Source organism: Streptomyces peucetius (assembly GCF_025854275.1).
GTDB lineage: Bacteria > Actinomycetota > Actinomycetes > Streptomycetales > Streptomycetaceae > Streptomyces > Streptomyces peucetius_A.
Window position 1 is genome coordinate 2,627,833 of record NZ_CP107567.1, and the last position, 26,031, is coordinate 2,653,863.

The following is a 26,031-nucleotide window of genomic DNA, read 5'->3' on the forward strand; positions in this document are numbered from 1 at the left end:
CCTCCGTCAAACTCGTTGGCAGCGCCGGGATATGCTCCCGCCCGTCGTCTTATGATCTTCCCCGTTCGATTCTGAGGATGCCGATGGTTCGACAGGAAACGTCGACCGGAAGTCCGCGGCCCCCGGCCGGCCGCATCTGGCAGCTGCCGGTGGCCGCGACTTTCGCGGCCTCGGTCGCGGCAGTGGTCCTGGCCCCCGCCTCGGCCCGCACCCCCGTGGCCGTGATCGGTGTGGTCGCGGTCGTCGCGGTCGCCGCCGCCTGCGCCGAGGTCATGCGGCGCGGCAGAGTGGTGACCCGGCTGCGCCGCACCGTCGCGGAACAGGACGCGGCCCTCGCTCGGCAGGCGGCCGAGACCACCCGTCTCGCCGGCGAGCTGCTGCCGCAGGTGGTGGAGCAGCTCCGCAAGGGCGAGTTCCCGGAGGACGTCCTCGCTTCGATCGACGCCCCGGCCGAGCACCAGGCGGTGCTCCGCTCGGTCGTCGAGGCGGTCAGCGCGGAGGAGGATCTGCGCGAGTCCGCCCAGCGGGCGTTCGTGAACATCGCCCGCCGCGTGCAGGCCATCGTCCACCAGCAGGCGCAGGAGCTGCGCGAGATGGAGGACCGGCACGGCCAGACCCCCAGCGTCTTCGGCGATCTGCTGCGGATCGACCACGGCACCGCGCTGATCGGCCGTCTCGCGGACTCGATCGCCGTGCTCGGCGGCGCCCGCCCGGGACGCCAGTGGAGCCGGGCGGTACCGCTGTACAGCGTGATGCGCGGCGCCATGTCCCGGATCCTGGACTACCAGCGGGTGGAGCTGCACTCGGTCTCCGAGGTCGCCGTCGTCGGCACGGCCGTCGAGCCGCTGATCCACGCGCTGTCCGAACTGCTCGACAACGCCACCCGCTATTCCCCGCCGCAGACCAAGGTCCATCTGACCGCGGTCGACGTGCAGTCGGGGATCGCGATCGAGATCGAGGACGGCGGCGTCAGCATGAGCGAGGAGGCTCGTCTGCGGGCCGAGCGCATGCTCCGCCAGGCGCAGCAGGGCATCGATGTCAACGACCTGGGCGAGACCCCCCGGCTGGGCCTCGCGGTGGTCGGCCGGCTGTCGCAGGCGTACGGCTTCCAGGTCTCGCTGCGCTCGTCGGCGTACGGCGGTGTGCGGGCGGTGCTCGTCGTACCGCAGGACCTGATCACCACGGCGTCCTCCGCGACCGGTCTCGCGCACGGCATCGGTACCGCTTCCGGTCCCCGCGCGGCCGGTTCGGACACCCACGAGCGGCTGCCGAGGCCGGTCACCGGTCCGACGGCCTCGGTCCCGGCGGCTGCCACGGCGGCCCCGGCGCCCGCCCCGGCCGACGACGTGCCGGTGGTGACCGAGCGGACCCCGACCGGCCTGCCGCAGCGGCGCCGCAAGTCCCGCGTGACCGCGCCCGCCGCGCCGGCCGCGCCCGCCACTTTGACCACGCAGGCCGTGTCCGGCACCGGCGAGGCGGCCTCCGCGACGGACTCCGCGACCGCCGCCGGGACGGCGTCCGCACCTGCGGTGCAGCCCGGGATGTGGCTGGCCGCGTTCCAGAGCGGCCTGTCCGGTGACACCACCCAGCCAAGCAAGGGGAACAAGCAGCCATGATTCAGCGGCAGTCCAACCAGACCAACATGGACTGGATGCTCAAGGACCTGGCGGAGGGCGTTCCGCAGACCCGTAACGTCGTCGTCCTGTCCGCCGACGGTCTGCGCATGGCCCAGTACGGCGCGGACACCGACACCGCCGACCGGCTGGCCGCCGCCTGCGCGGGGCTGCAGAGCCTGGCGGCCGCGGTGGCCTCCGAACTCCCGCACGGCGACGGCCGGATGCGCCTGGTCGTGATCGAGATGGACGGCGGATTCTTCTATCTGATGGCGGCGGGCGAGGGCGCGTACCTGGCCGTGCTGGCCGACGAGGGAGTCGACGCCGGGCTGATGGGCCAGCGGATGCGCGACCTCGTGCTGCGGATCGGCGAGCACCTGAGCACGCCGCCGCGGCACGAGGGGCAGACCGCGTGAACGACGCGGGCGGGGACTGGGAGGAGAGCAGTCCCGAGCGGCTCTACGTCATCACTGGCGGCCGCAGCGGCTCGTCCGCGCCCGCCACGCTCGACCTGGTCACGCTGATCGTGGCCAGGTCGGGTCCCGCGCCCGGCATGCAGCCGGAGCACGCGGCGATCATCCGTATCTGCCGGGCCCCGCTGTCGGTGGCCGAGATCTCCGCCTATCTGGGCCTCCCGGTGAGCGTCGTGACCGTGCTGCTCAGCGACCTTCTGGCCGAGGACAAGGTGCTGGCACGCGCACCGGTCCAGGCCGCCCGTCTCCCCGACCGCGCTTTGATTGAGGCAGTGATCGATGGACTTCAAAAGCTCTGAGCGGCCCGTCGGGCCGCGGAGCGAGGACGTGCTGCCCGGAACCGCCACGGCCGCCGTCAAGGTGGTCGTCGTGGGTGGTTTCGGCGTCGGCAAGACGACACTGGTCGGCTCGGTGAGCGAGATCAGGCCGCTGACCACCGAGGAGACGATGACCCAGGCCGGGGTCGGCGTCGACGACACCCAGGGCGTGGAGCGCAAGACCTCCACGACCGTCGCGATGGACTTCGGCCGCATCAGCATCAACGAGGAGCTGGTGCTGTACCTGTTCGGCACCCCGGGGCAGGAGCGTTTCTGGTTCCTGTGGCGCGGCCTGTTCGAGGGCGCGCTGGGGGCCGTGGTGCTCGTCGACACCCGCCGGCTCGAGGTCAGCTTCGACGTGATCGGGCGGCTCGAGGAGCGCGGCGTACCGTTCGTGGTCGCCGTCAACACCTTCCCCGACGCGCCCCAGCACTCCCTGGAGGAGCTGCGCGGGGCGCTGGATCTGCCGGCGTCGGTGCCGCTCGTGCTGTGCGACGCGCGGCAGCGTGCCTCCAGCCGGGACGTCCTGATGACGCTGATGCGCTATCTCCAGACCCTCGCCACGACGCAGGAGGCGTCATGACCGCCCCCTGACCATCCCCGGCCCGGCCGGCTCCGCGGACCCGGGCTCGGCCCCGGGCCCGTGACGGGCCGGCCCGGCACGGCACGGCACGGCGTCGCCGGACGCGCCGCGTCGGCATTGCGGGGCCGAGGCGCGTCCGGGGGGCCACGGGGCGTGCGCCGTGGTGGAAGTCACTGTTCCGGTGCTGAACCGACCGCACAGGCCCCGATGTGGCTGATTTGCAGGGAGATCATCCTATTGGATCAGCCATCGCGGCTGAGTACGATGCGCGATAGTTGATCAATCCGGGGTGCAAGTGGCGCGTGTGACACAGGTGTTGTCACACGGCACCGACATCGAGAGGCAGGCCTCAGTGGAGCCCGAGCTGTCCGTTCCGCCGATCTTCTCTCCGATCCCGCCGGCGATCCATCCTCACCACGCCGACATCGATGTCCAGACGGCGGCCTGGGCCGAAACGTTTCGTATCGGTTCGGACGAACTGCGCGGCAAACTCGTCACCCAGGAGATCGGCACCTTCTCCGCACGGATCCTGCCCGAAGGGCGGGCGGAAGTGGTCTCGCTGCTCGCGGACTTCGTCCTGTGGCTCTTCGGCGTCGACGACGGGCACTGCGAGGAGGGAGAGCTCGGACACAGACCGGGTGATCTGGCAGGACTGCTGCACCGCCTGATCCGCGTCGCGCAGAACCCCGAGGCACCGATGATGCAGGACGACCCACTGGCCGCCGGTCTGCGTGACCTGCGGCTGAGGATCGACCGCTACGGCACCGCCGGGCAACGGGCCCGCTGGGTCGACGCCCTGCGCGAGTACTTCTTCTCCGTCGTGTGGGAGGCCGCGCACCGGCGTGCGGGCACGGTCCCCGACCTCAACGACTACACCCTGATGCGCCTCTACGACGGCGCCACATCCGTGGTCCTGCCGATGCTGGAGATGGGGTACGGCTACGAACTGCAGCCCCATGAGCGCGACCGTACGGCGGTGCGCGCCGCCGCCGAGATGGCGTCGTTCATCATCACCTGGGACAACGACATCTTCTCCCACCACAAGGAGCGCAGGTCCCCGGGCTACTACCTCAACGCCCTGCGGGTGCTGGAGCAGGGCGGGTTGTCGCCCCAGGAGGCGCTGGACGTGGCGATAGCCCAGCGCGACCGGGTGATGTGCCTCTACACACGCCTGACCGAGCAGTTGTCCGCCGAGGGCAGTCCGCAGCTCCGGCAGTACCTGAACAGTCTCTCGAGCTTCATCCGCGGCGCGCAGGACTGGGGCATCAGCTCCGTCCGCTACACCACGCCGGACGACCCCGCGAACCTGCCCCCGGTCTTCTGCGACACCCCCACGGACGACCGGCACGAACCGCTCGACATCCCGGCCGTGGCCTGGTGGTGGGAGCTCGTTCCGGCTCCCGCCGGGCAAACCACCACCCGCCGTCGGGTCGAGCAGACCGCGTAGACCTGCCCCGAGCAAAGGATGGTCCGGTGTCAGTCGGTACGCAGCCAGCCGCGCCGCAGTCGGTGCCCGTCGCCCCCGGTGCGGTACCGCTCCTCGGCCACGCCCTGAAGCTGTGGCGTGACCCGCTCGGCTTCCTCAAGTCCCTGCGGGAGAGCGGCGACCTGGTCCGGGTGAACCTGGGCACGATGCCGATGTACGTCGCCACCTCGGCGGAACTGATCCACGAGGTCACCGTCCGCCAGGCCCGCAGCTTCGAGAAGGGCCGCTTCTTCGACCGGCTGCGTCCGCTCGCGGGTGACGGCCTCGCCACCGCCAACGGCGAGCTGCACCGCAGGCACCGCCGGCTCATCCAGCCGATGTTCCATCCTCGGCGGATCAGCGTGTACGCGGAGGCGATGAGTTCCAACGCGCGTGCTCTCGCGGACTCCTGGACGGCGGGCCAGGAGATCGAGATGGAACACGCGATGGCGCAGTTCGCCATCGAGACGCTGGCGACGACGCTGTTCTCCACGGACATCGGGCAGCCCGCGGTGGTCGCGATCCGTGAGAACCTGCCCGTCGTCCTGCAGAACCTGCTGGTACGGGCGGCGTCCCCGAGGTTCCTGGACCGCTTCCCGATCCGCCCCAATCGCGAGTTCGACGCCGCGGCCGCCAGGCTGCGCTCGGTGATCGACGAGGTCGTCGCGACCACCCGCAGCGCGGGTACGGGTGAGCACAACGACCTGCTCTCCGTCCTGCTCGACGCCAGGGACTCGGAGACGGGCGAGTCCCTCTCCGACCGGGAGGTGCGGGACGAGCTGAGCACCATACTCTTCGCCGGTGCGGAGACCACGGCATCCACGCTCTCCTGGACCTTCCACCAACTCGCCGAGCACCCGCACGCCGAGGCCGAGCTGGTGGCCGAGATCAAGGACGTCGTCGGCGACCGTCCGGTCACCGTCGAGGACGTGCCGAAGCTGGAGGCGGTGCGCCGCGTCCTCGACGAGGTGATCCGCCTGCACGGTGTCACCATGCTGATGCGCCGCACCACGGCGCCCGTCGAACTGGGCGGCCACCTGCTGCCCGTGGGCACGGAGGTCGGCTTCAGCCTCTACGCGATGCACCGGGACCCGGCACTGTACGCCGACCCCGACCGTTTCGATCCCGGCCGCTGGCTGCCGGAACGCCGTGGCGACATCACGCGCCAGGCGTACATCCCCTTCGGGGCGGGCAACCGGAAGTGCATCGGCGACGCCTTCGTGTGGACGGAGGCGACCATCGCCCTCGCGACGGTCCTGGCCCGCTGGCAGCTCCGTCCCGTCCCCGGCCACACGCCGAAGGAGGTCGCCTCCGCGGTGGCCCATCCGGACCGGATGCCCATGACGGTCCTCCCCCGGGAGCCCTGACCGGGCAGCCTTCTCACCCCTCCCGTTCCGCCGCCGCCTCCCGCAAGGCGGCCAGCACCCGGGAGACTCCGGGCGCCGACTCCGAGCCGCGCCGGACCGCCGCCACCACATGGCGGCGGGGCCGGTCGGCCCCCAGGGCCCGCATCACCACCCCGGACCGCCGCTCGGCCGCCATGCGGGGCACCAGTGCCACTCCCATCCCGGCCTCCACCATCGCCAGGATCGCCGTCCAGCCCGCGGCGGAGTGCGCCTGCTCGGGTACGAAGCCGGCCGCCTCGCAGGCCGCGAGGGTGATCTCGGACCACGGCCCGCTGCCGCCGAAGATCCACGGCTCGCCGGACAGCTCCGCCAGCCGCAGGTCCTGGGACCCGGCCAGCCGGTGGCCGGCCGGCAGCGCCACGTCCAACGGGTCGGCCAGCAGCGGCACCAGGGCGAACCGCGGGTCGCAGGCCGTCGGGGCGTGCGCCGCGAGGGACAGGGCCAGGTGCACCTGCCCCGACGACAGCAGTTCGTACGCCTGTGCCGCCTCCGCCTCCCGGACGCGGACCTCGAGGCCCGGGTGGCCGGACCGCAGGCGCCGCAGGGCCGGTACGACGAGCGCGGGGACGGCCGTCGAGAACGCCCCGACCCGCACGAGGCCCACCTCTCCCCGTACGTACTGCGTCAGCTCCGCCTCCGCGCGCTCCAGTTGGGCGAACACGGCCTCCGCGTGCCGCAGCACCAGATGGGCCGCGTCCGTGAGCCGCACCCGCCGGCCATGGGCCTCCAGCAGCGGCACGCCGAGCTGCCCGGCAAGATTCGACAGCTGCTGGGAGACGGCCGACGGGGTCATCAGCAGCGCCTCGCCCGCGGCCGTCACGGTCCCGTGCTCGGCGAGAGCACGGAGGACCCGGAGCTTCTTGATGTCCCAGTCGGTCATGGGCCGCACGCTATCCGGCGGACCTCCCGGTCGACGCCGAGGGCCCGTCACGGCCGGTCCGCGGGACGGATGCCAGAGCCACCCCGCCCAGGATCAGCGTCATGCACACGACCTGGGCCACGCCCATCGTCTCGCCCAGCAGCGCGTAGGAGAGCAGCGCGACGCACACGGGCTGCAGGTAGTACACGATCCCGGCCCTCGCCGCGCCGATCAGGGCGATCGCCCTGTTCCAGGCGAAGAACGCGAGCGCCGAGGAGAACACGCCGACGTACACCAGCGGTCCCACGGTGCCGGCCGTCGGCCGGAAACCGCCCTGCACCGCCACGCTGACCAGATGCGCGGGCAGCAGCATCAGCGCCCCGAGCAGGAACGTGGTGAGCAGCAGGACCGGCCCCTCGAGACCGGCGGGACGGCGGCGCAGCAGCGCGCTGTACGAGGCGAAGCTGAAGGCCGCGGCGAACATCCACAGGTCGCCGGGGCCGAAGTCGAACGTCGGGGACCCGTCGCCGACGAGAAGCAGGACACCGCAGCAGGCGACGGCGGTGCCGAAGGTGCGGCGCATCCCCAGCCGGGTGCCGCCCAGCCGCGCGTACAGTGCCATCACGACGGGTGAGGCAGCCATGATCATGCCCATGTTGCCGGCGGAGGTGGTGAGACCGGCCTGGTTGACGAGGGTGTTGTAGACGGTGACGCCGAGGAGGGACGCGGCGGCCAGGAACCCGAGGTGGCGGCGGATCAGTGCCCGCTGCCGCCAGGCCTGCCGCAGGGCGAAGGGGGCGACGGCGGCGATCGCGACGATCCAGCGCCAGAACGCCGCCTGCACGGGCGGTACGGAGTCGTGCAGCGCGCGGGAGGTGACGAAGCTCCCCGACCAGACGACGGTCGCGACGGCGGCGAGCAGCAGCCCGGGGCCCACCGCCCCGCGTGCCCAGGCCCTCCCCCGCCGCTGCCCCCGTTCTTCGGCCCGGTCCGCGCCGTGCGCCTTCGCCGCCAGGGCCATTCTGTGTCTCCTCCGCCCTCAGTGGGCCTCGCCGGTGGTCGGATCAAACCGTCACACGACAGGGCTCATCAGGTCCATCGAATGTTTTCGACAGATCTTTGAAGGAGAACTGAATGGTTGGGAGGCGACACGGAACGGGCTGATTCCCGGAGGACCGGGCATGACAAAGGCGCCCCGGGTGCGTCGTGCACCCCGGGCGCCCTCAGGGCGGGATCAGCCCTGTGTCAGCTCTGCTTCCTGGACTTGTCGAGCACCATCACCAGGCCGGCGATCACCACGAAGAGGACGATCGGCGCCGCCACGTACAGGCCGAGGGTCTCGGCCACGCTCAGGCCGGGACCCGGGTCGTCGCCGTCGTCCGGGGTGAGCGCAAGCGCCGGGGACGACATGAGCAGCATCATCAGCGTCGTACCGGCCGCGACAGCGCCGGCGCGCAAGGCGTTCTTCTTGTCCACGCTGAACAACGTAGCGAACCGCTATGACGGCCGCGCGCCCGGGGGTGCCGTACGGGCCGGGAAGACGTCCAGCAGACGGTGCAGCCGGGGCGAGGCGGCCAGCTCCTCCAGGCTCGTCGGACGCCCCTCCGCGTCGGAGACGGGAAGCCGCCAGTTCGGGTACTGGTCCCAGGTGCCCGGCAGGTTCTGCGGGCGGCGGTCGCCCACGGCGTCGGGCAGCCAGATGCCGACCATCCGGGCCGGTGTGCGCAGCAGATACCGGTAGACGGCCCGGATTCCGCCCTCCTCGTCGTCCGCGCCCTCCGGCAGCAGACCGAGAGCGCCGAGCAGGCCGAGCCACTCGGCGACGTCGGCCGTGTCCTCGGTGCGCTCCTCCTCCAGCGGGCGGGCCAGCAGACCTAGCCGGTGACGCAGCTCCACATGGCCGCCGGTCAGCCGGGCCGCCGTGGACGGCAGATCGTGGGTGGTGGCGGTGGCGACGCAGCCTTCTCGCCACTCGGCGGGCGCCAGCGGGCGCCCGTCGCCGTCCCAGTCCCGTTCGAACCAGAGCACGGACGTGCCGAGCACGCCCCGCCGGGAAAGCGCCTCCCGCACGCCGGGCTCGACGGTGCCGAGGTCCTCCCCGACAACGACGGCGCCCGCGCGGTGCGCTTCGAGGACGAGGACCGCGAGCATCGCCTCGGCGTCGTACCGGACGTAGGCGCCCTCGGTGGGCGGGCTGCCGGCCGGCACCCACCAGAGCCGGAACAGGCCCATCACATGGTCGATGCGCAGTGCGCCGGCGTTGCGCAGGATGCCGCGCAGCAGGCCCCGGTACGGGGCGTAGCCCGACACGGCCAACGCATCCGGCCGCCAGGGCGGCAGCCCCCAGTCCTGGCCGTGCGCGTTGAACGCGTCGGGCGGGGCGCCGACCGACATCCCCGCGGCGAACGCGTCCTGCTGCGCCCAGGCGTCGGCACCGCCGGGGTGTACTCCGACGGCGAGGTCGTGCACGATCCCGACCTCCATGCCGGCCTGCCGCGCCGCACGGCCGGCGGCGGCCAGCTGCTCGTCCGTCAGCCAGACCAGCCGGCTGTGGAAGTCGATCCGGTCGGTCAGCTCCGTCCTGGCCGCCGCGGTGAGCGGTGAACGGGGGTCGCGCAGCGCAGCCGGCCACGCGTGCCACTCGGAGCCGTGCACCTCGGCGAGCGCGCACCAGGTGGCGTGGTCCTCCAGTGCCTGGCCCTGTTCGGCGAGGAAGGCGCAGTAGGCGGCATGGCGCCCGGGGCCGAGGGGGACGCGGTGCAGGATCTCCAGCGCCTCGCGCTTGAGCTCCCAGACGGCGTCCCGGTCGATCAACGCGCCCTTGGCGAGCACCGACTCGCGCAGCTCGGCCGCCTTGTCGCGCAGTGCCTCCAGGCGCCGCCGGGCCGCCGGGTCGGCGTACGCGTACTCGGGCACGTCCTCGATGCGCAGATGGACGGGGTCGGGGAAGCGCCGGGAGGAGGGGCGGTAGGGGGACGGGTCGGTGGGGGCGCCCGGCACGCCCGCGTGCAACGGATTCACCTGGACGAACGACGCACCGAGGGAGCGCCCCGACCAGGCGGCCAGCTCGGCGAGATCACCGAGATCGCCCATGCCCCAGGAACGGGCGGAGAGGAGCGAGTAGAGCTGCACCAGGAAGCCGTGGGAGCGCGCGCCCGGTCCCGGCGCGTGGTCCGGGGCGACGACGAGGGTGGCGCGGTCTTCGCGCCCGTCGGGAGCCCGGGCGTGCAACCGGTGTACGCCGAGGGGCAGTTGCGGCCACCTCGCGGGGTCCGGGCCGTCGGCGGGCCCGGCGGAGCCGGCCCCTCGCGCGGGTGCGGCGGCCGTCCGGGCGGCGCCCGGTGGGGCCGGGGGCGCGGAGACCTCGGCGGCCGTGGGGGTCACGGAGGTCATGGAAGCCGGGGGGGCGGTCCAGTCGAGCTCCTGGCCCGACTCCAGGGCCAGACGGAGCTGCGTGCCGGCCGGGAGGCCGGTCAGTGCCGGTGGGATCCCTGGCCGTCCGCCGTCGGCGCCCCGCCACACGACCACCGTCGGCGGCAGCAGCCGCTCCGCGGCGGCCCGCTCGGCGCGCTCCAGCGCGGCGCGCACCGCCTCGGGTGTGGACGCGTCGATGCCGAGCGCGGCGAGGACAGCCACGACGGTGGCATCCGGAACTGCGACGGTGACGCCCCTGGCGGGCGAGAACGCGGTGGCGACTCCGTGCAGCTCGGCAAGCCGGGCAAGGCCCATGCGGACTCCTTCAGGCCCCTGGCGACTCCGCACCGCCTGCCGTGCCGTGGGCGGTCGGCTCGCTCGTGAGGGGCGCGATGTCGGCGAGCGGGGGCTCGCTGGTGAGGGGGGCGGCGTGAGCGAGCGGCGGCTCGCTCGTGAGAGGGACGTCATAGGCGAGCGGGGGCTCGCTGGTGAGCGGCACCTCGTGGGCGAGCGGGCAGGCGCTCGGTGCCGGTTTCGACGGGCCAGGAACCTGTCCCGGAACCTGTTTGGACAGGGCGGAGAGCAGCAGGTGCGCGGATGCGGCCACGGTGATCACTCCAAGCGGTCATGAGGGGTCACAGCAGCCCTACCCAGCGGGCGGAACCGCAGACGTACACAATCGGTCGACGTGTTCCGTGTCACAATCCGCTCCTCGTCCGGCAGTTGTCTCCGATCATTCACCACAACAGGCAAAAGACGCACAACGGCCACGCACATTGACACTCCGACGGTGGTGGTGGTGGGCTCGAAACCGACCGGAACGGCGGGGACGAGCGAAGGGAGAAAGCCGTGCGGCTCGGGGCCAGGAGACGTACAGCGGCAGCCGTCGCTGTCGCGGTCATCGGCGGGCTGCTCGGCGGGGCGGGAGCGGCACACGGCGCGACCCTCCAGCCGCAGGAGCCCGGTTCCCCCGCCGGCACCGCGCAGGACCCCCAGGACACCGCCGCACCCCCGACCGTGTGGCCGCGCCCGCAGTCGCTGCGCGCCCAGGGAGAGGCGGTACGGCTCGGCGACGAGGTGACCGTCGCCGCCGGTCCCTCCGCCGACCCGCACGCGGTCGCGCTGGTGAAGGAACTGCTGCTCGCCGCAGGCGTGCGGACCGTGCACACCGCGCTGCCGGGACGCGGCCCCGTGGTGCATCTCGGCGGCGTCGAAGCCGCGTCGGCGCTGCGTGCCCTGCGCGCGCCCGAGCGCGCCGACCTCCCCTCCGGCGGCTACCGCCTCGCCGTCGGCCGCGTCGCGGGCCGTGACACCGTCGCCCTCGACGGCGTCGGGGACGACGGTCTCTTCCACGGCGTGCAGACCCTGCGCCAGCTCATCGACGGCGGAACCGTCGCGGGAGTGGTGGTGCGCGACTGGCCGGGAACCGCCGTGCGCGGCACCACGGAGGGTTTCTACGGGCAGCCCTGGGACCATGAGCAGCGGCTGGCGCAGCTCGACTTCATGGGGCGCACCAAGCAGAACCGCTACCTCTACGCCCCCGGCGACGACCCGTTCCGGCAGGTCCGCTGGCGCGACCCGTACCCGGCGGCCCAGCGGGCGCACTTCCGTGAACTGGCCGACCGGGCGCGTCGTAACCATGTCACCCTCGCCTGGGCCGTCGCGCCCGCGCAGTCGATGTGCCTGGCCGACGAGGCCGACGTGAAGGCGCTCAACCGCAAGATCGACGCCATGTGGGCGCTCGGCGTCCGCGCCTTCCAGCTGCAGTTCCAGGACGTCAGCTACAGCGAGTGGCACTGCTCCAAGGACGCGGAGACCTTCGGCTCCGGCCCGCAGGCGGCGGCCAGGGCGCACGCGCGGGTCGCGGGACAGGTGGCACGGCACCTGGCGGAGCGCCACCCGGAGGCGGAGCCGCTGTCCGTGATGCCGACGGAGTTCTACCAGGAGGGCGCCACCGACTACCGGCGCGCACTCGCCGGGCAGTTGGACGGCGCCGTCAGCGTGGCGTGGACCGGGGTCGGTGTCGTGCCGCGCACCATCACCGGCCGTGAACTGGCGGGCGCGCGGGACGTTTTCGGGCACCCGCTGGTCACCATGGACAACTACCCGGTCAACGACTACGCGCAGGACCGGGTATTCCTCGGCCCCTACACCGGCCGCGAGCCCGCAGTGGCCACCGGTTCCGCCGGGCTGCTCGCCAACGCGATGGAACAGGCCGCGGCCTCCCGTATCCCGCTGTTCACTGCCGCCGACTACGCCTGGAACCCGAAGGGTTACCGGCCGGACCAGTCCTGGCAGGCCGCGCTGGACGACCTGTCCGCCGGCGACGCGAAGGCCCGGGAGGCGCTGCACGCCCTCGCGGGCAACGACGCGTCGTCGATTCTGAACCCTGACGACGAGTCGGCGTACCTGCGGCCGCTGCTGGACGAGTTCTGGCGGTCCCGCGCCGCGGCCGACCCCGGGGCGAGGGACCGTGCCGCGGCCGCCCTGCGTGCGGCCTTCACCGTGATGCGTCAGGCGCCGGACCGGCTGGCGGACACGGCGGACGGCCGGCTGGCGGCGGAAGTACGGCCGTGGCTCAACCAGTTGGCCCGCTACGGGCGGTCCGGTGAACTGGCGGTCGACATGCTCCAGGCGCAGAGCCGGGGCGACGGCGAGGCCGCCTGGCGCGCCTCGCTGGCTCTGGAGCCGCTGCGCGCGGAAGCGGCGGCCGGCCGGGCCACGGTCGGCAAGGGCGTGCTGGCGCCCTTCCTGGACCGGGCGGTGAAGGAGTCGCAGGCCTGGACGGGCGCCGGCCAGGCAGCGGCCGGCAAGCCCGGCGAGCACGTCGTGCGCCTGGAACGGCCCCGGCCGCTCACCGCCGTCACCGCGATGACCGCGCCCGTCAGCGGCTCGTCCCGGTCCGCCGAGTCGGCCGGCCGGCTGGAGGTGCACGTCCCCGGCGAGGGATGGCGTTCGCTCGGTCCACTGTCGGCGGGCGGCTGGACGCAGGCCGACGCCAAGGGGCTGCGGGTGGACGCCGTACGCGTCGCGGCGGGCGGCGGCGAGCAGCCGGCCGTGCGCTCCCTGGTGCCCTGGTTCGCCGACGAACCGGCGGCCGGACTCGACCTGGTCCGCGACACGACCAGCGCCGAGATCGGCGGCAAGCCGCAGCGCGCGGAGGTCCGGCTGACGGCGCAGCGCCCGGCCGAGGTGCGCGGCGAGCTCACCGCGGAGGCGCCGGCGGGCATCAAGGTGACGGTTCCCGGGCGGACCACGGTGCCGCGGGGGCAGCGCACCACGGTGCCCGTCGAGGTCACCGTGCCCAAGGACACGCCCGCGGGCGAGTACCGGGTGCCGGTCTCCTTCGCCGGACAGGAGCGCACGCTGACCGTGCGCGCCTTCCCGCCGACCTCGGGCGACGACCTGGCGCGCCAGGCGGGCGCGAAGGCGTCCTCGTCCGGTGACGAGACGCCCGACTTCCCCGCCGCCGACGCGATCGACGGCGACGCCGGGAGCCGCTGGTCGTCACCGGCCGGCCCGAGCGCCTGGTGGCAGGTGGAACTTCCCCGCCCGGCCCGGGTGGGTCAGGTCACACTGCACTGGCAGGAGGCGTACGCGACGCGGTACCGCATACAGGTCTCGGCCGACGGCAAGGTCTGGCGCACCGCGGCGACGATCACGGACGGCAGGGGCGGGCGCGAGTCGGTCGGCATGGACGCGAAGGACACGCGGTTCATCCGGGTGCAGGGGGACGAGCGGGCGACGGAGTTCGGGTACTCGCTGTTCTCGGTGGAGGCGTACGCGGTGACACCGCCGGCCTGACCGCTGCGCGGCGCGCTTCCCCTGCCCGCCCCTTCCCGAAACGGGCTGCGCCCGGGCCCGGTACGGCCTTCGTACGCCGGGCGGGCTGATTTTCGCTGCGCGACATCAGGCCCGCCCGGCGACTGAGGCGCGGGGGTCCGGTGGGGCTCCCCCCAGGCCGCCAGACCTAGGGGGAGGAGCCCCCGGTCCGGGAAGGGGCGGGATGGGGAACACGCCCGCCGCAGTCGCCACGCGCCCCCACCACCGTCACGCGGAGATGCCGTCGATGCGGGTGATCGCGTCGTCCGCCCCGTACGGCTGCAGATACGGCAGCCACCGCGGGTCCCGGTGCCCCGTCCCGATGATGCGCCACGCGAGTCCGCTCGGCGGAGCCGGCTGGTGGCGCAGCCGCCAGCCGAGTTCCCGCAGGTGACGGTCGGCCTTGACATGGTTGCAGCGGCGGCACGCGGCCACCACGTTGTCCCAGGCGTGCTGCCCTCCGCGGCTGCGCGGTACGACGTGGTCGACGCTGGTTGCGATGCCACCGCAGTACATGCAACGCCCGCCGTCGCGGGCGAAGAGCGCTTTGCGGGTAAGAGGAACGGGCCCCCGGTAGGGGACCCGCACGAAACGTTTGAGTCGCACGACGCTGGGCGCAGCGATGACGCGGGTCGCGCTATGCATGAAGGCGCCGGACTCCTCGAGGCAGAGAGCCTTGTTCTCCAGGACGAGGACGAGCGCGCGGCGGAGCGGTACGACGCCGAGGGGCTCGTACGACGCGTTGAGGACCAGGACGTGCGGCACGGTGGATGCCTCCTTGTACGCCGGCGGCGCGTGGCTCGCGCCGGGACGATCTGCCATCAGTTTCTACTCATCGCCGCTTTCTGCGCCACCACGTATGCGTAACGGGCTCGAGGTGTTTTCCGCCACAGGGGCGGCGCGTCGCCTCGACAGGCGGTGGTGAGCCGCGTCTCTCCGGTCCGGAAGACGCCGGAGGAGCCCGGATGCCCGGTTAATGTTATTGGTCTGTCACCGCAAGCTGGAGGTTCCTCCCGTGTCCGCCTTCTGGTCCTCCTGGTCGTCCGCTCTGCTGGAGACCGACCCCTCGCCGAGCCCCGTCACGCTGGACGAGGCGGCGAAGCGCGCGGAGAGCGCGGCCGGCTGGGTGGAGGAGAACTGGTCCACGTGGCTGAACACCGGACTGCGCATCGCGCTGATCCTCGTCGTGGCCCTGGTGCTGCGGATGCTGGTGCGCCGGGCGCTGACGAAGCTGATAGCGCGGATGAACCGCTCCGCGCAGACCGCACAGGGCACCGGGCTGGGGGGCCTGCTGGTCAACGCGGAGCGGCGGCGTCAGCGTTCCGAGGCCATCGGGTCCGTGCTCCGTTCGACCGCTTCGTTCCTGATCCTCGGCACCGCGGCTCTGATGATTCTCGGCGCCTTCCAGATCGATCTGGCGCCGCTGCTCGCCTCCGCGGGTGTGGCGGGTGTCGCGATCGGTTTCGGCGCGCGCAACCTGGTCACCGACTTCCTCTCCGGCGTCTTCATGATCATGGAGGACCAGTACGGGGTCGGGGACTCGATCGACGCCGGTGTCGCCTCGGGAGAGGTGATCGAGGTGGGTCTGCGGGTCACGAAGCTGCGGGGCGACAACGGCGAGATCTGGTACGTGCGCAACGGTGAGATCAAGCGGATCGGCAACCTGAGCCAGGGCTGGGCGACGGCGGCCGTCGACATCACGGTCCGCCCCACGGAGGACCTCGACCACGTCAAGTCGGTCATCGCCGACGTCGCGGACGGCCTGGCGAAGGACGAGCCGTGGAACGAGCAGATGTGGGGCCCCCTGGAGACGCTGGGCCTGACCGAGGTGCTGCTCGAGTCCATGACGTTCCGTGTCTCCGCGAAGACGATGCCGGGCAAGGCGCTCGGCGTGGAGCGGGAGGTCCGCTGGCGGATCAAGCGCGCGTTCGACGCGGCGGGAATCCGTATCGTCGGCGGGCTGCCGCAGCAGGCCGAGGAGTCCGCGGCGGACCCGACCGCCGGCATGGCGGCGCCGTCCGTCTTCGCGTCGGAGCGGTCGCCGCAGTCGATCGCCGCCTCGCCGATAACTCCGCCCGCCAACCTCTCGAAGTGAGCCCGGGCCGTCGCCGGCGCGGCGGCCTCACCGGCCGGCCGCCCTCGCCCGCCGCTCGCCTTCGCGGGCCCATGCGCCTTCGCGGGCCGTTGCCGTCGCTGCCGGTTGCAGGATCAGGACGCTGACCCACCCCGCCCCCTCGGGTAACGCTTTGGTTGCCCGAGGGGGCGTTTGTCATTCCTGCCATTGACGGGCGCCCGGCGTGCGGCTTACTTTCGTTCCGGGAGAATAGGAAACTTTCCTAACAGTGCAGTTCGAGTGGCCGATCCGAGAGGCAGGTGCAACCGTCGTGGCCGGAACCACGCCCGGTACCCCGCGCGTACTGCGCGCCATGAACGACCGTGCCGCGCTCGATCTGCTGCTGGAGCACGGCCCGCTCTCCCGGACCAGGATCGGCAAGCTGACCGGCCTGTCCAAACCGACCGCCTCCCAGCTGCTGGCCAGGCTGGAGGCGGCGGGTCTCGTCGTCGTGACGGGCACCACGGAAGGCCGGCCGGGCCCCAGCGCCCAGCTGTACGCGGTCAACGGCAGCGTGGCCCACGCCGCGGGCCTGGACGTCACCCCCGAGCGCATCCGCGCCGCCGTCGCCGACATCGCCGGCGCGACCGTCGGAGAGTTCGAGCTGCCCACCCCGGGGCGGCGCGCCGACAGCGTCGTACGGCAGGTGACCGACGCGCTCGACGGGGTGGTCAAGGCCGCGGGTCTGACCCGCGCGGACGTCCACCGTCTCGTCATCGGCACTCCGGGCGCCTTCGACCCGTCCACCGGACGTCTGCGGTACGCGTCCCATCTGCCCGGCTGGCACTCCCCCACCCTGCTCGACGAACTGGCGGCCGCCCTGCCGATGCCCGTCGAGTACGAGAACGACGTCAACCTCGCCGCCGTCGCCGAGCAGCGTCTCGGAGCCGCTCAGGGCCACGAGAACTTCGTCCTGCTGTGGAACGAGGAAGGGCTCGGCGCCGCTGTCGTCATCAACGGCAGGCTCCACCGCGGTTTCACCGGCGGTGCCGGTGAGGTCGGCTTCCTGCCCGTACCCGGTGCCCCGCTGGTGCGCCAGGTGACCAAGGCGAACAGCGGCGGCTTCCAGGAACTGGCAGGCGCCCAGGCACTGCCCCGGCTCGCCCGCGACCTCGGCCTCGCCCCCGAGGACATGGGCAGCGGCGCCCACGCCGAGGTCGCGACCGCGCTGGTGGCCAGGGCCGCGGAGACCGACTCCGGGGCGTACGGGCAGCTGCTCGACGTGTACGCGACCGGGCTCGCGACCGGTCTGGCCTCCATGGTCGCCGTGCTCGACCCGGAACTGGTCGTGCTGTCCGGCGAGGCCATCGCCGCGGGCGGCGAGCCGCTGCGGGCGCGCGTCCAGTCGGAGCTGGCCGAGCTGGCCGCGCCCCGGCCGCGCCTCGTGCTCGGGTCCGTACGCCGGCAGCCGGTGCTGCGCGGCGCGCTGGAGAACGCACTGGCCACCACCCGCGACGAGGTCTTCGACACCTCCCGCTGAACCGACGGCCTCACCGGCACACCGCCACCGCTCGGCGTGCCGGCACACCGCCACCGCTCGCTGGCACACCGCCACCCGCTCGATGTGCCGGCGCACCGGCTCCCCACCCGGCCGCCGCACCGCATCCCACCTCCCCCGCAACGCACCCTGTTTCTCCCCTTCCCCCGACCCGTCCTTGTCACAGGGAGACATCGTCATGCCCAGGAACAACCGGACCGCGGGTGTCGCGCTGGCCGCGACCACCGCGATATCGCTTCTTGCCACGGCCTGCACGGGAGCCGCCGACAGCGGCGCCACGGACGATCCGAACGCGCGGACCACGCTCACCTTCTGGCACGGCTGGTCCGCGCCCGGCGAGGTCGAGGCGATCGAGACGAACATCGCGTCGTTCGAGAAGAAGCACCCGAACATCAAGGTCAAGGTCGTCAAGGGCATCACGGACGACAAGCTCAACCAGGCGCTGCGGGCCGGCGGTTCGAACGCGCCGGACGTGGTCTCCTCCTTCTCCACCGACAACGTGGGCCGGTTCTGCACCACGGGCGCGCTCGCCGACCTGAAGCCGTTCCTGGCGAAGTCGGGGATCGACCCGGCCAAGACCTTCCTGCCGCGGATGGCCGAGTACACCGAGCACGAAGGCAAGCGGTGCGCGGTGCCGCTGCTGGGCGACGCGTACGGCCTCTACTACAACAAGAAGGCCTTCGAGGAGGCCGGGATCACCGCGCCGCCGAAGACGCTGTCCGAGTTCGACAAGGTCGCCGAGAAACTCACCGAGGCCAAGGGCGGCAGCTACGAACAGCTCGGCTTCATGCCCAACTTCCGGGGCTACGAGACGACCTTCGAACACTACGCCGCGCAGTTCGGCGTCCGGTACTTCGACGACCGGGGCAGGTCCGCCCTGGCGAAGGACCCCGCCGCGAAGGCCCTGTTCACCTGGCAGAAGAACCTGGCCGACAAGCTCGGCGGCTACGAGAAGCTGGAGAAGTTCCGCACCGGCCTCGGCGACGAGTGGGGCCCCAAGCACCCCTTCCACACCGGCCAGGTCGCCATGCAGCTCGACGGCGAGTGGCGCGGCAAGATGGCCAAGGACGCCGGCCTGGACTTCGAGATCGGTGCGGCGCCGTTCCCGGTCCCCGACGACCAGGCCGCCGACTACGGCAAGGGCTACCTGTCCGGCACGATCCTCGGTATCGCGGGCGTCAGCAAGAAGCAGAACGCGGCCTGGGAGCTGGTGAAGTACCTCTCCACCGACACCGACGCGGTCGTCTCGTTCGCCAACGCCATCCACAACGTCCCGTCCACCGTGGCGGCGCTGAAGTCGCCGAAGCTGAACGACGACCCGCTGTACCGCACGTTCGTGGACATCGCGCAGCACCCGAAGAGCGCCCACGCCCCGTCGTCGGTCAACGGCGGGGCGTTCCTGCTGACCGCGCAGGACCTCGGCGTGCGCTACGAGGCAGGCCGTGAGAAGGACCTCGACGCCGGCCTGCGGAAGACCGACGCCCAGGTCGACAAGGACAACGAGCAGGCCCGCTGATGGCCGCCACCGCCCTCCACCCGGCCGGCCGCGCGCTGCGGTCCAAGCACCGCAGGTCGGCGCTGCGGACGCTCGGCTTCCTCTCCCCCTGGCTGATCGGCTTCGCGGTCTTCTTCGTCTACCCGCTCGTCTCGACCGTCTACTTCTCCTTCATGAAGTACGACGGGTTCGCCCCGCCGACGTGGGTGGGCCTGAAGAACTGGTCGTACGTCTTGGGCGACTACCCCTTCTTCTGGCCGGCGCTGCGCAACACCCTGTGGCTGGTCGCCGTCATGGTGTCGCTGCGGGTCCTGTTCGGCCTCGGCATCGGGCTGCTGATCACGAAGGTCAAGACGGGGGCCGGGGTCTTCCGGACGCTGTTCTACCTGCCGTACCTGGCCCCGCCCGTCGCCGCCACCATGTCGTTCGTCTTCCTGCTCAACCCCGGTACGGGACCGGCGAACACGATCCTGGAGGGGATCGGACTGCCGGCCCCCGGCTGGTTCACCGACCCGGCCTGGTCCAAGCCGTCCCTGACGATCCTGGCCCTGTGGGGCATCGGCGACCTGATGGTGATCTTCATGGCCGCGCTGCTGGACGTACCGAAGGAGCAGTACGAGGCGGCGGAGCTGGACGGCGCCCGGGCGTGGCAGCGCTTCCGTTACGTCACGCTGCCGAACATCTCGCCCATCGTGCTCTTCGCAGTGGTCACAGGGGTGATCGCGACGATGCAGTACTACACGGAGCCACTGGTGGCGGCGAAGGTCGCGAGCGGGGTGATCGGCGGCTCGGGGCAGCAGTTCGAGCCCGGTTACCCGGACAGGACGACGCTCACCGTCCCGCAGACCGTCTACAACCTCGGCTTCCAGCGCTTCGACACCGGCGCGGCCTGTGTGGTGGCCCTGGTGCTGTTCGCACTGGCCATGGCGTTCACGGCGTTCCTGATGCGGCGGCGCTCCGGCTTCATGTCCACGGAGGACTGAACGATGAGCACCATGACACCGACCCCGGCCCCGGCCGCCGCCCGCACGGCGGCCGCCTCCGGCCGGAGCACCGGAGCGCGGCGGGCGGCACGGCGGCGTGCTGCCCTGGAGTGGATCGCGGTCCACTCGCTGGCGATCGCCGCCGCGCTGTTCTTCCTGCTGCCGTTCGTCTTCGTGTTCCTGACGGCGGTGATGAGCGACGACCAGGCCCTCACGCGGGACCTGTGGCCGCACACCTGGGAATGGGGCAACTTCGCCACCGTGTGGAACACACCCGGGTTCCTGACCTGGTGGCGCAACACCCTGCTCTACGCGGGGCTGGGCACCGTCCTCGCCGTCGGCTCCAGCATCCCGGTGGCGTACGCGCTGGCCAAGTTCCGCTTCCGCGGCCGGAATCTGGCGATGATGCTCGTCATCGCGACGATGATGCTGCCGCCGCAGGTCGTCATCGTACCGATGTACCTCTTCTGGGCGAAGCAGCTGGATCTCGCGGGCACGCTGTGGCCGCTGATCATCCCGTTCGCCTTCGGCAACGCGTTCACGATCTTCCTGCTGCGCCAGTTCCTGCTGACCGTCCCCAAGGAGTACACGGAGGCGGCAAGGATCGACGGCTGCGGAGAGTTCCGCACGATGGTGCGGATCGTGCTGCCGATGGCCAGGCCGGCCATCGCGGCCGTGGCCCTCTTCCACTTCTTCTACTGCTGGAACGACTACTTCGGCCCACAGATCTACGCCTCGGAGAACCCGGCCGCCTGGACGCTGAGCTACGGCCTGGAGTCCTTCAAGGGCGCGCATCAGACCGACTGGAACCTGACCATGGCCGCCACGGTGATGATCATGGCTCCGGTGATCGTGGTCTTCTTCTTCGCGCAAAAGGCCTTCATCGAAGGCGTCACACTGACCGGAGTGAAGGGCTAGAAAGGCCAGTTCATGAAGCTCGCTGTCGTGGGGGGCGGTTCCACCTACACCCCCGAACTCATCGATGGTTTCGCGCGGATGCGCGACACCCTGCCGATCGAGGAACTCGTCCTCGTCGACCCCGCGGCCGGCCGGCTGGAGCTGGTCGGCGGCCTCGCCCGGCGGATCTTCGCCAAGCAGGGCCACCCGGGGAAGATCGTCACCACGTCGGACGTCGACTCCGGCGTCGCGGGGGCCGACGCCGTCCTGCTGCAGCTGCGCGTGGGCGGGCAGGCCGCCCGAGAGCAGGACGAGACCTGGCCGCTGGAGTGCGGCTGCGTCGGCCAGGAGACCACCGGGGCGGGCGGTCTCGCCAAGGCGCTGCGAACCGTGCCGGTCGTCCTCGACATCGCGGAGCGGGTACGCCGCACCAACCCGGACGCGTGGATCATCGACTTCACCAACCCGGTGGGCATCGTCACCCGTGCGCTGCTGCAGGCCGGGTACAAGGCCGTCGGGCTGTGCAACGTCGCCATCGGCTTCCAGCGGAAGTTCGCCCGTCTGCTGGACGTGGTGCCGTCCGAGGTCCATCTGGACCATGTCGGGCTCAACCACCTCACCTGGGAGACCGCCGTCCGGCTCGGCGGCCCGGAGGGCGAGGACGTCCTGCCGCGGCTGCTCGCCGAGCACGGTGACGCCGTCGCCGGCGATCTGCGCATGCCGCGGGAGCTGATCGAGCGTCTCGGCGTCGTCCCCTCGTACTACCTGCGGTACTTCTACGGCCACGACGAGGTCGTACGGGAACTGCGGACCAAGCCGTCCCGGGCCGCCGAGGTCGCGGAGATGGAGAAGCGGCTGCTGGAGATGTACGGCGACCCGCAGCTCGACGAGAAGCCGGAGCTGCTCGCCAAACGGGGAGGCGCCTTCTACTCGGAGGCGGCCGTGGACCTCGCCGCCTCGATGCTGAGCGGTGCCGGCTCCCCGTACCAGGTGGTGAACACGTACAACAACGGCACGCTCTCCTTCCTGCCGGACGACGCCGTCATCGAGGTGCAGGCCGCCGTCGGCACCAAGGGAACGGCACCCCTGCCGGTGGGCGGACCCGACCCGCTGTACGCGGGGCTGATCGCGAACGTGACGGCCTACGAGGACCTGGCACTGGAGGCCGCACTGCGCGGCGGGCGCGAACGGGTCTTCCGGGCGCTGCTGTCACATCCGCTGGTCGGGCAGTACGAGTACGCCGAGAAGCTCACCGACCGGCTGATCGCGCACAACCGGGAGCACCTCGCGTGGGCGTGACCGAGTCCTCCGGGGTAGACCGCGCGGGGGCCCGTGCGGCCGTGCTCGCCATCGATGCGGGGAACAGCAAGACCGACGTGGCCTTCGTCGGCGCCGACGGCTCCGTGCTCGCCTCGAGCCGGGGGCCCGGCTTCCAGCCGCCGAAGACCGGTGTCACGGCGGCGGTCGACACCCTCGCCGCCACGGTCGAGGAGGCCAGGACCAAAGGCGGGATCACCGGTGTGGTCGAGCACGTCTCCGCGTGTCTCGCCAACGCCGACCTGCCCGTGGAGGAGCGGCAGTTGACCGCCGCCCTGCACGAACTGGGCTGGGGACGCACCACCCAGGTGCGCAACGACACCTTCGCGATACTGCGGGCCGGGGTGGACGAGCCCCGGGGCGTGGCCGTCGTGTGCGGGGCGGGCATCAACTGCGTCGGCATGCTGCCCGACGGCCGCACCGCCCGCTTCCCCGCACTCGGCAGGATCTCCGGGGACTGGGGCGGCGGCGGGGGCCTCGCGGACGAGGCCCTGTGGCATGCGGCACGGGCCGAGGACGGTCGCGGGGAACCGACGGCACTGGCCGCCGCCCTGCCCGGACACTTCGGTCTCGACTCGATGTACGCGCTGATCGAGGCACTGCACCTCGGTCGCATCGCGGCGGCACGGCGGCACGAGCTGGCGCCGGTGCTCTTCGCGACGAGCGCGGCGGGCGACCCGGTGGCCCGGTCGCTGGTGCACCGGCAGGCGGAGGAGGTCGTGGCGATGGCGACCGTCGCGCTCGAGCGCCTCGGACTCCTCGACGAGGAGGTGCCGGTGCTGCTCGGAGGCAGTGTGCTGGCCGCCCGCCATCGCCAGTTGGACGGGCGCATCCGCGAACTGCTTGCCCTCCGGGCGCCGAAGGCGGTCGTCGAGGTGGTGACGGCAGCGCCGGTGCTGGGGGCGGCGCTGCTGGGATTGGACCGTATCGGGGCTCCGTCGGAGGCGGGGGCGGCGCTGCGGGAGCACTACGCGTGAGGGTGCGCGCTGCGGGACGGCGCCCGCCTGTGCCCTCCCGGGCGCGGGCGGCGCCGTGCCGTTGCCCGGTCGTGGCCCGTGTACGTGGCGTGCGGGCGTCACCCCGGCGTGGTGGGAGGGAACCGATCAAGGCCGGGAAGCGTATTCATGGTGGGGACACAGTGGGGAAGTTGCGAAGAGGGCGACGTCCGGCGTTCGCGGACCAGTAGCAAGATCGCGTCAATTGTGGTGTGAGACAGTCCCCTGCGGCCATACTTCTGGCCGGGAGCAGTACCAGGACCCGCCGGGGGCGGGCCGACGTCAGCGACCAAGGGGGAGGTCACGTGACACACCCGACGAATGTGCGCACAGCGCCTCAGCCGGCGCCGCCCGCGCAGCCGCCGGCCCAGCCGCCCGCGGCGCGTGGCGCCTGGGCCGAGGGCCGTCGGCGGCTGCTCGCCGCGGCGACGACGGAGCCCGGGCGGCTGCGGATCATCGGTGCCGTCCTCGCGGCGCTGGTGGTGGCGCTCGGCGCGGTGACGGCCTTCGAGATCTCCGCCCGCGCGGACGCCGCGGACGACGTGGTGAGCCGCAGTCAGCCGCTGAGCGCCGACGCCGCCTCCATCTACCGCTCGCTCGCCGACGCGGACACGGCGGCGTCCAGTGGCTTTCTGGCCGGCATCGAGGAGCCGCCCGGTGTGGCACAGAGGTACGACGGCGACATCGCCCTGGCGTCCCGACTGCTCGTCAAGGCGGCGACGAACACCGACGGTTCGAGTGATTCCGGCCGACAGATAGCCCTGCTGAACGAGGCCCTGCCGTACTACACGGGACTGATCGAGACCGCCAGGGCCAACAACCGGCTCGGCCGGCCGCTGGGCGGCGCCTATCTCCGGTTCGCCAACGACCAGATGTCCAGGGAGCTGCTGCCCGCCGCCCAGAAGCTGTACGACGCGGAGACGGCGCGGCTCGAGCAGGACGACGACGACGCCCGGTTCTGGCCCGTCCTCTCGTTGGCCGCCGGCGTGGTGGCGATCGGAGCCCTGGTGTGGGCGCAGCGGCGCAACTACCGCAGCACGAACCGCGTCCTCAATCCCGGCCTGGTGGCGGCCACCGCGGCCTCCACGGTCCTGCTGCTCTGGCTCGCGGTGGGGCACACGGTGGCCCGCGCCCAGTTGAACGACGCCGATCTGCACGGCCAGCAGTCCCTCAAGGTCCTGGGTGACGCCCGGATCAACTCCCTCAAGGCCCGGGCCAACGAGAACCTGACCGTGGTGGCCCGCGGCGCGGTTCTCACCAACGACGGCAAGAGCGACAAGTACGAGACGGACTACACCACGGGCATGAAGCAGCTCGGTGAGCAACTGCACCGGGCGGAGTTGCTCGCCGACGACGGCGAGGGCCGCGAGCCGGTCAAGGCCGCGATCGCGGCCGTCGCCGAGTGGCAGGAGCGGCACAAGGACGTCGCCAGGACCGACCGGGCCGGCGACTACGACGGCGTGGTCCGCAAGGTCATCGGCGCCGAGGGATCCACCGGCGAGTCCTTCGACAAGGTCGACGCCGCTCTGAAGAAGGCGCTGGCGCACGAGCAGCGAGAGTTCACCGCGGCGGCGAAGGACGGCCGCGGGGCGCTGACCGGGCTGCCGGTCGGGGCCGTCGTACTGGGCGTGCTCGGCGCGGCGGGCGCCGTGCTGGGGATCAACCGCAGGCTGTCGGAGTACCGGTGAGAGGGGGAACGATGACGGACACGAAGGCACCTCCGAGCGACAGGCGCACCCGGCTCGGCCTGCGCGCTCCGCGCGGCCTGCGCGGCTGGGGCGGCGTCGCCGGAATGGCCGCCGCCTGTGCGCTGACCGCCGCCGTGACACTGTTGCCGCTGTCCCACGGCGGCGCGAACGCCCTGACCGAGGGCAGCCCCGGCCAGGCCGTCACCTCGGCCGTGTCCGCCAAGGCCGACAGCTGCGAGGACCCCGAGGCGTCGCTCACCCCGTCGGGCGCCGACGGGCCCACCATCGACGCCATCAAGGAGCGGGGCAAGCTGATCGTCGGTGTCGACCAGAACAGCTACCGCTGGGGCTACCGCGACCCGGTCAGCGGGGGCCTCGAGGGCTTCGACATCGATCTCGCCCGTGCCATCGCCGAGGAGATCGTCGGCAGCCGGGACGCCGTCATCTTCCGTGCCATACCCACCAACCAGCGCATCCCCGCCCTGGAGAACGGCACGGTCGACATCGTGGTGCGCACGATGACGATCAGCTGCAGCCGTATCGAGCAGGTCGCCTACTCCACGGCGTACTTCCAGGCGGGCCAGCAGGTGCTGGCCCCGAAGAGCTCGCCGATCACCGGGTACGACAAGTCGCTCACGGGCAGGCGGATCTGCTCGGCGGAGGGCTCGACGGCGTACGAGGCGCTGGAGAAGAACAGCTTCGGCGCGACGTTCAGGGACAAGCACGACGGCCGGCCCGAGGACGAGGACCTGTACACGGTGCCCAACCAGCTGGACTGCCTGGTCAGGCTCCAGCAGGGACTGGTCGACGCGATCGTCACCGACAACGCCCTGGCCGCCGGACAGGCCGCCCAGGACCCGGCGGTGGAGCTCAAGGGCGACAAGCCCTTCACCACCGAGTACTACGGCGTGGCCACCAAACTCGGCAACGACGACCTGGTGCGCCGGATCAACCAGGTTCTGGTGGACTACCGCAAGGGCCCCTGGAAGAAGGCGTACGACACGTGGCTCGCCGCGGATCTGCCGGGCATAACCGGGCCTCCGCAGCCCAAGTACCGGACCCATTAGGCAGCCAGGCACCGTACCGACCGGAT

Annotated in this window: 22 protein-coding genes; 16 read left to right on the forward strand and 6 right to left on the reverse strand. The window is 72.1% G+C overall.

What is annotated here, in order from left to right; all coding sequences use genetic code 11:
- Positions 1–83: 83 nt before the first annotated feature.
- The 6 genes from OGH68_RS12040 (at position 84) to OGH68_RS12065 (ending at position 5,818) form a co-directional block, all read left to right on the forward strand.
- A complete protein-coding gene (locus tag OGH68_RS12040; protein WP_264243380.1) occupies positions 84–1,616 on the forward strand; it encodes a sensor histidine kinase in 1,533 nt (510 codons plus the stop codon).
- Positions 1,613–2,029: a roadblock/LC7 domain-containing protein gene (locus OGH68_RS12045; RefSeq protein WP_264243381.1), complete on the forward strand. Its 417-nt coding sequence runs from the start codon at positions 1,613–1,615 to the stop codon at positions 2,027–2,029. Before OGH68_RS12040 ends, OGH68_RS12045 begins: the two co-directional genes overlap by 4 nt.
- Positions 2,026–2,385, forward strand: a complete 360-nt coding sequence (locus OGH68_RS12050) for a DUF742 domain-containing protein (RefSeq protein WP_264243382.1) — start codon at positions 2,026–2,028, stop codon at positions 2,383–2,385. The genes OGH68_RS12045 and OGH68_RS12050 overlap by 4 nt, the downstream gene beginning before the upstream one ends.
- On the forward strand, positions 2,366–2,986 hold the full coding sequence (locus tag OGH68_RS12055; protein ID WP_264243383.1) for a GTP-binding protein: 621 nt from the start codon (positions 2,366–2,368) through the stop codon (positions 2,984–2,986). The genes OGH68_RS12050 and OGH68_RS12055 overlap by 20 nt, the downstream gene beginning before the upstream one ends.
- Positions 2,987–3,338: 352 nt before the next feature.
- The gene (locus OGH68_RS12060) at positions 3,339–4,433 is read left to right on the forward strand and encodes a selina-4(15),7(11)-diene synthase (RefSeq protein WP_264250035.1); all 1,095 of its coding nucleotides are present in this window, start codon (positions 3,339–3,341) and stop codon (positions 4,431–4,433) included.
- A 26-nt stretch (positions 4,434–4,459) separates the two neighbouring features.
- Positions 4,460–5,818, forward strand: coding sequence for a cytochrome P450 (locus OGH68_RS12065; RefSeq protein WP_264243384.1), 1,359 nt, complete (start codon positions 4,460–4,462; stop codon positions 5,816–5,818).
- Between the two features lie 13 nt (positions 5,819–5,831).
- On the opposite strand, the gene OGH68_RS12070 is transcribed toward OGH68_RS12065, so the two are convergent.
- From OGH68_RS12070 to OGH68_RS12090, 5 genes are all read right to left on the reverse strand, one after another.
- Complete coding sequence (locus OGH68_RS12070) at positions 5,832–6,737, reverse strand: LysR family transcriptional regulator (RefSeq protein WP_264243385.1); 906 nt, start codon at positions 6,735–6,737, stop codon at positions 5,832–5,834.
- 10 nt (positions 6,738–6,747) lie between these two features.
- Entirely contained in the window at positions 6,748–7,737 is a 990-nt protein-coding gene (locus OGH68_RS12075; protein WP_264243386.1) for a DMT family transporter, read from the reverse strand.
- Positions 7,738–7,961: 224 nt separating this feature from the next.
- Positions 7,962–8,192, reverse strand: a complete 231-nt coding sequence (locus tag OGH68_RS12080; protein ID WP_264243387.1) for a hypothetical protein — start codon at positions 8,190–8,192, stop codon at positions 7,962–7,964.
- A gap of 21 nt (positions 8,193–8,213) precedes the next feature.
- Positions 8,214–10,445: a 4-alpha-glucanotransferase gene (gene malQ, locus OGH68_RS12085; RefSeq protein ID WP_264243388.1), complete on the reverse strand. Its 2,232-nt coding sequence runs from the start codon at positions 10,443–10,445 to the stop codon at positions 8,214–8,216.
- Between the two features lie 10 nt (positions 10,446–10,455).
- A complete protein-coding gene (locus tag OGH68_RS12090) occupies positions 10,456–10,737 on the reverse strand; it encodes a hypothetical protein (protein WP_264243389.1) in 282 nt (93 codons plus the stop codon).
- Between the two features lie 242 nt (positions 10,738–10,979).
- Between OGH68_RS12090 and OGH68_RS12095 the strand changes: the two genes are divergently transcribed.
- The gene (locus OGH68_RS12095) at positions 10,980–13,934 is read left to right on the forward strand and encodes a beta-N-acetylglucosaminidase domain-containing protein (RefSeq protein WP_264243390.1); all 2,955 of its coding nucleotides are present in this window, start codon (positions 10,980–10,982) and stop codon (positions 13,932–13,934) included.
- A gap of 246 nt (positions 13,935–14,180) precedes the next feature.
- On the opposite strand, the gene OGH68_RS12100 is transcribed toward OGH68_RS12095, so the two are convergent.
- Entirely contained in the window at positions 14,181–14,717 is a 537-nt protein-coding gene (locus OGH68_RS12100) for an HNH endonuclease (protein ID WP_100107195.1), read from the reverse strand.
- A 211-nt stretch (positions 14,718–14,928) separates the two neighbouring features.
- Here OGH68_RS12100 and OGH68_RS12105 point away from each other — a divergent pair, with 211 nt between their 5' ends.
- The 9 genes from OGH68_RS12105 (at position 14,929) to OGH68_RS12145 (ending at position 26,005) form a co-directional block, all read left to right on the forward strand.
- Positions 14,929–16,047 carry a mechanosensitive ion channel family protein gene (locus tag OGH68_RS12105; protein WP_413470970.1) on the forward strand — a complete coding sequence of 373 codons (1,119 nt, stop codon included), beginning with the start codon at positions 14,929–14,931 and terminating at the stop codon, positions 16,045–16,047.
- A gap of 289 nt (positions 16,048–16,336) precedes the next feature.
- Positions 16,337–17,545 (forward strand): ROK family transcriptional regulator, encoded by a 1,209-nt coding sequence (locus OGH68_RS12110; RefSeq protein ID WP_264243392.1) that lies wholly within the window; start codon positions 16,337–16,339, stop codon positions 17,543–17,545.
- Positions 17,546–17,741: 196 nt separating this feature from the next.
- The gene (locus OGH68_RS12115) at positions 17,742–19,079 is read left to right on the forward strand and encodes an ABC transporter substrate-binding protein (RefSeq protein WP_264243393.1); all 1,338 of its coding nucleotides are present in this window, start codon (positions 17,742–17,744) and stop codon (positions 19,077–19,079) included.
- A complete protein-coding gene (locus tag OGH68_RS12120; RefSeq protein ID WP_264243394.1) occupies positions 19,079–20,041 on the forward strand; it encodes a carbohydrate ABC transporter permease in 963 nt (320 codons plus the stop codon). Before OGH68_RS12115 ends, OGH68_RS12120 begins: the two co-directional genes overlap by 1 nt.
- A gap of 12 nt (positions 20,042–20,053) precedes the next feature.
- The gene (locus tag OGH68_RS12125; protein ID WP_264250037.1) at positions 20,054–20,959 is read left to right on the forward strand and encodes a carbohydrate ABC transporter permease; all 906 of its coding nucleotides are present in this window, start codon (positions 20,054–20,056) and stop codon (positions 20,957–20,959) included.
- Between the two features lie 12 nt (positions 20,960–20,971).
- A complete protein-coding gene (locus tag OGH68_RS12130) occupies positions 20,972–22,237 on the forward strand; it encodes a 6-phospho-beta-glucosidase (protein WP_264243395.1) in 1,266 nt (421 codons plus the stop codon).
- Positions 22,228–23,232, forward strand: a complete 1,005-nt coding sequence (locus OGH68_RS12135; RefSeq protein ID WP_264243396.1) for an N-acetylglucosamine kinase — start codon at positions 22,228–22,230, stop codon at positions 23,230–23,232. Before OGH68_RS12130 ends, OGH68_RS12135 begins: the two co-directional genes overlap by 10 nt.
- 323 nt (positions 23,233–23,555) lie before the next feature.
- Positions 23,556–24,938 (forward strand): hypothetical protein, encoded by a 1,383-nt coding sequence (locus tag OGH68_RS12140; RefSeq protein WP_413470971.1) that lies wholly within the window; start codon positions 23,556–23,558, stop codon positions 24,936–24,938.
- Positions 24,939–24,949: 11 nt separating this feature from the next.
- Positions 24,950–26,005: a glutamate ABC transporter substrate-binding protein gene (locus tag OGH68_RS12145; protein WP_413470972.1), complete on the forward strand. Its 1,056-nt coding sequence runs from the start codon at positions 24,950–24,952 to the stop codon at positions 26,003–26,005.
- The last annotated feature ends 26 nt before the right edge of the window (positions 26,006–26,031 follow it).

Coding starts and splice junctions, on each gene's coding strand:
- malQ (WP_264243388.1), bottom strand. CDS start 10,445: ATGGGCCTTGCCCGGCTTGCCGAGCTGCACGGAGTCGCCACCGCGTTC.
- OGH68_RS12105 (WP_413470970.1), top strand. CDS start 14,929: ATGTTATTGGTCTGTCACCGCAAGCTGGAGGTTCCTCCCGTGTCCGCC.
- OGH68_RS12125 (WP_264250037.1), top strand. CDS start 20,054: ATGACACCGACCCCGGCCCCGGCCGCCGCCCGCACGGCGGCCGCCTCC.
- OGH68_RS12070 (WP_264243385.1), bottom strand. CDS start 6,737: ATGACCGACTGGGACATCAAGAAGCTCCGGGTCCTCCGTGCTCTCGCC.
- OGH68_RS12045 (WP_264243381.1), top strand. CDS start 1,613: ATGATTCAGCGGCAGTCCAACCAGACCAACATGGACTGGATGCTCAAG.
- OGH68_RS12145 (WP_413470972.1), top strand. CDS start 24,950: ATGACGGACACGAAGGCACCTCCGAGCGACAGGCGCACCCGGCTCGGC.
- OGH68_RS12040 (WP_264243380.1), top strand. CDS start 84: ATGGTTCGACAGGAAACGTCGACCGGAAGTCCGCGGCCCCCGGCCGGC.
- OGH68_RS12075 (WP_264243386.1), bottom strand. CDS start 7,737: ATGGCCCTGGCGGCGAAGGCGCACGGCGCGGACCGGGCCGAAGAACGG.
- OGH68_RS12115 (WP_264243393.1), top strand. CDS start 17,742: ATGCCCAGGAACAACCGGACCGCGGGTGTCGCGCTGGCCGCGACCACC.
- OGH68_RS12055 (WP_264243383.1), top strand. CDS start 2,366: ATGGACTTCAAAAGCTCTGAGCGGCCCGTCGGGCCGCGGAGCGAGGAC.
- OGH68_RS12130 (WP_264243395.1), top strand. CDS start 20,972: ATGAAGCTCGCTGTCGTGGGGGGCGGTTCCACCTACACCCCCGAACTC.
- OGH68_RS12120 (WP_264243394.1), top strand. CDS start 19,079: ATGGCCGCCACCGCCCTCCACCCGGCCGGCCGCGCGCTGCGGTCCAAG.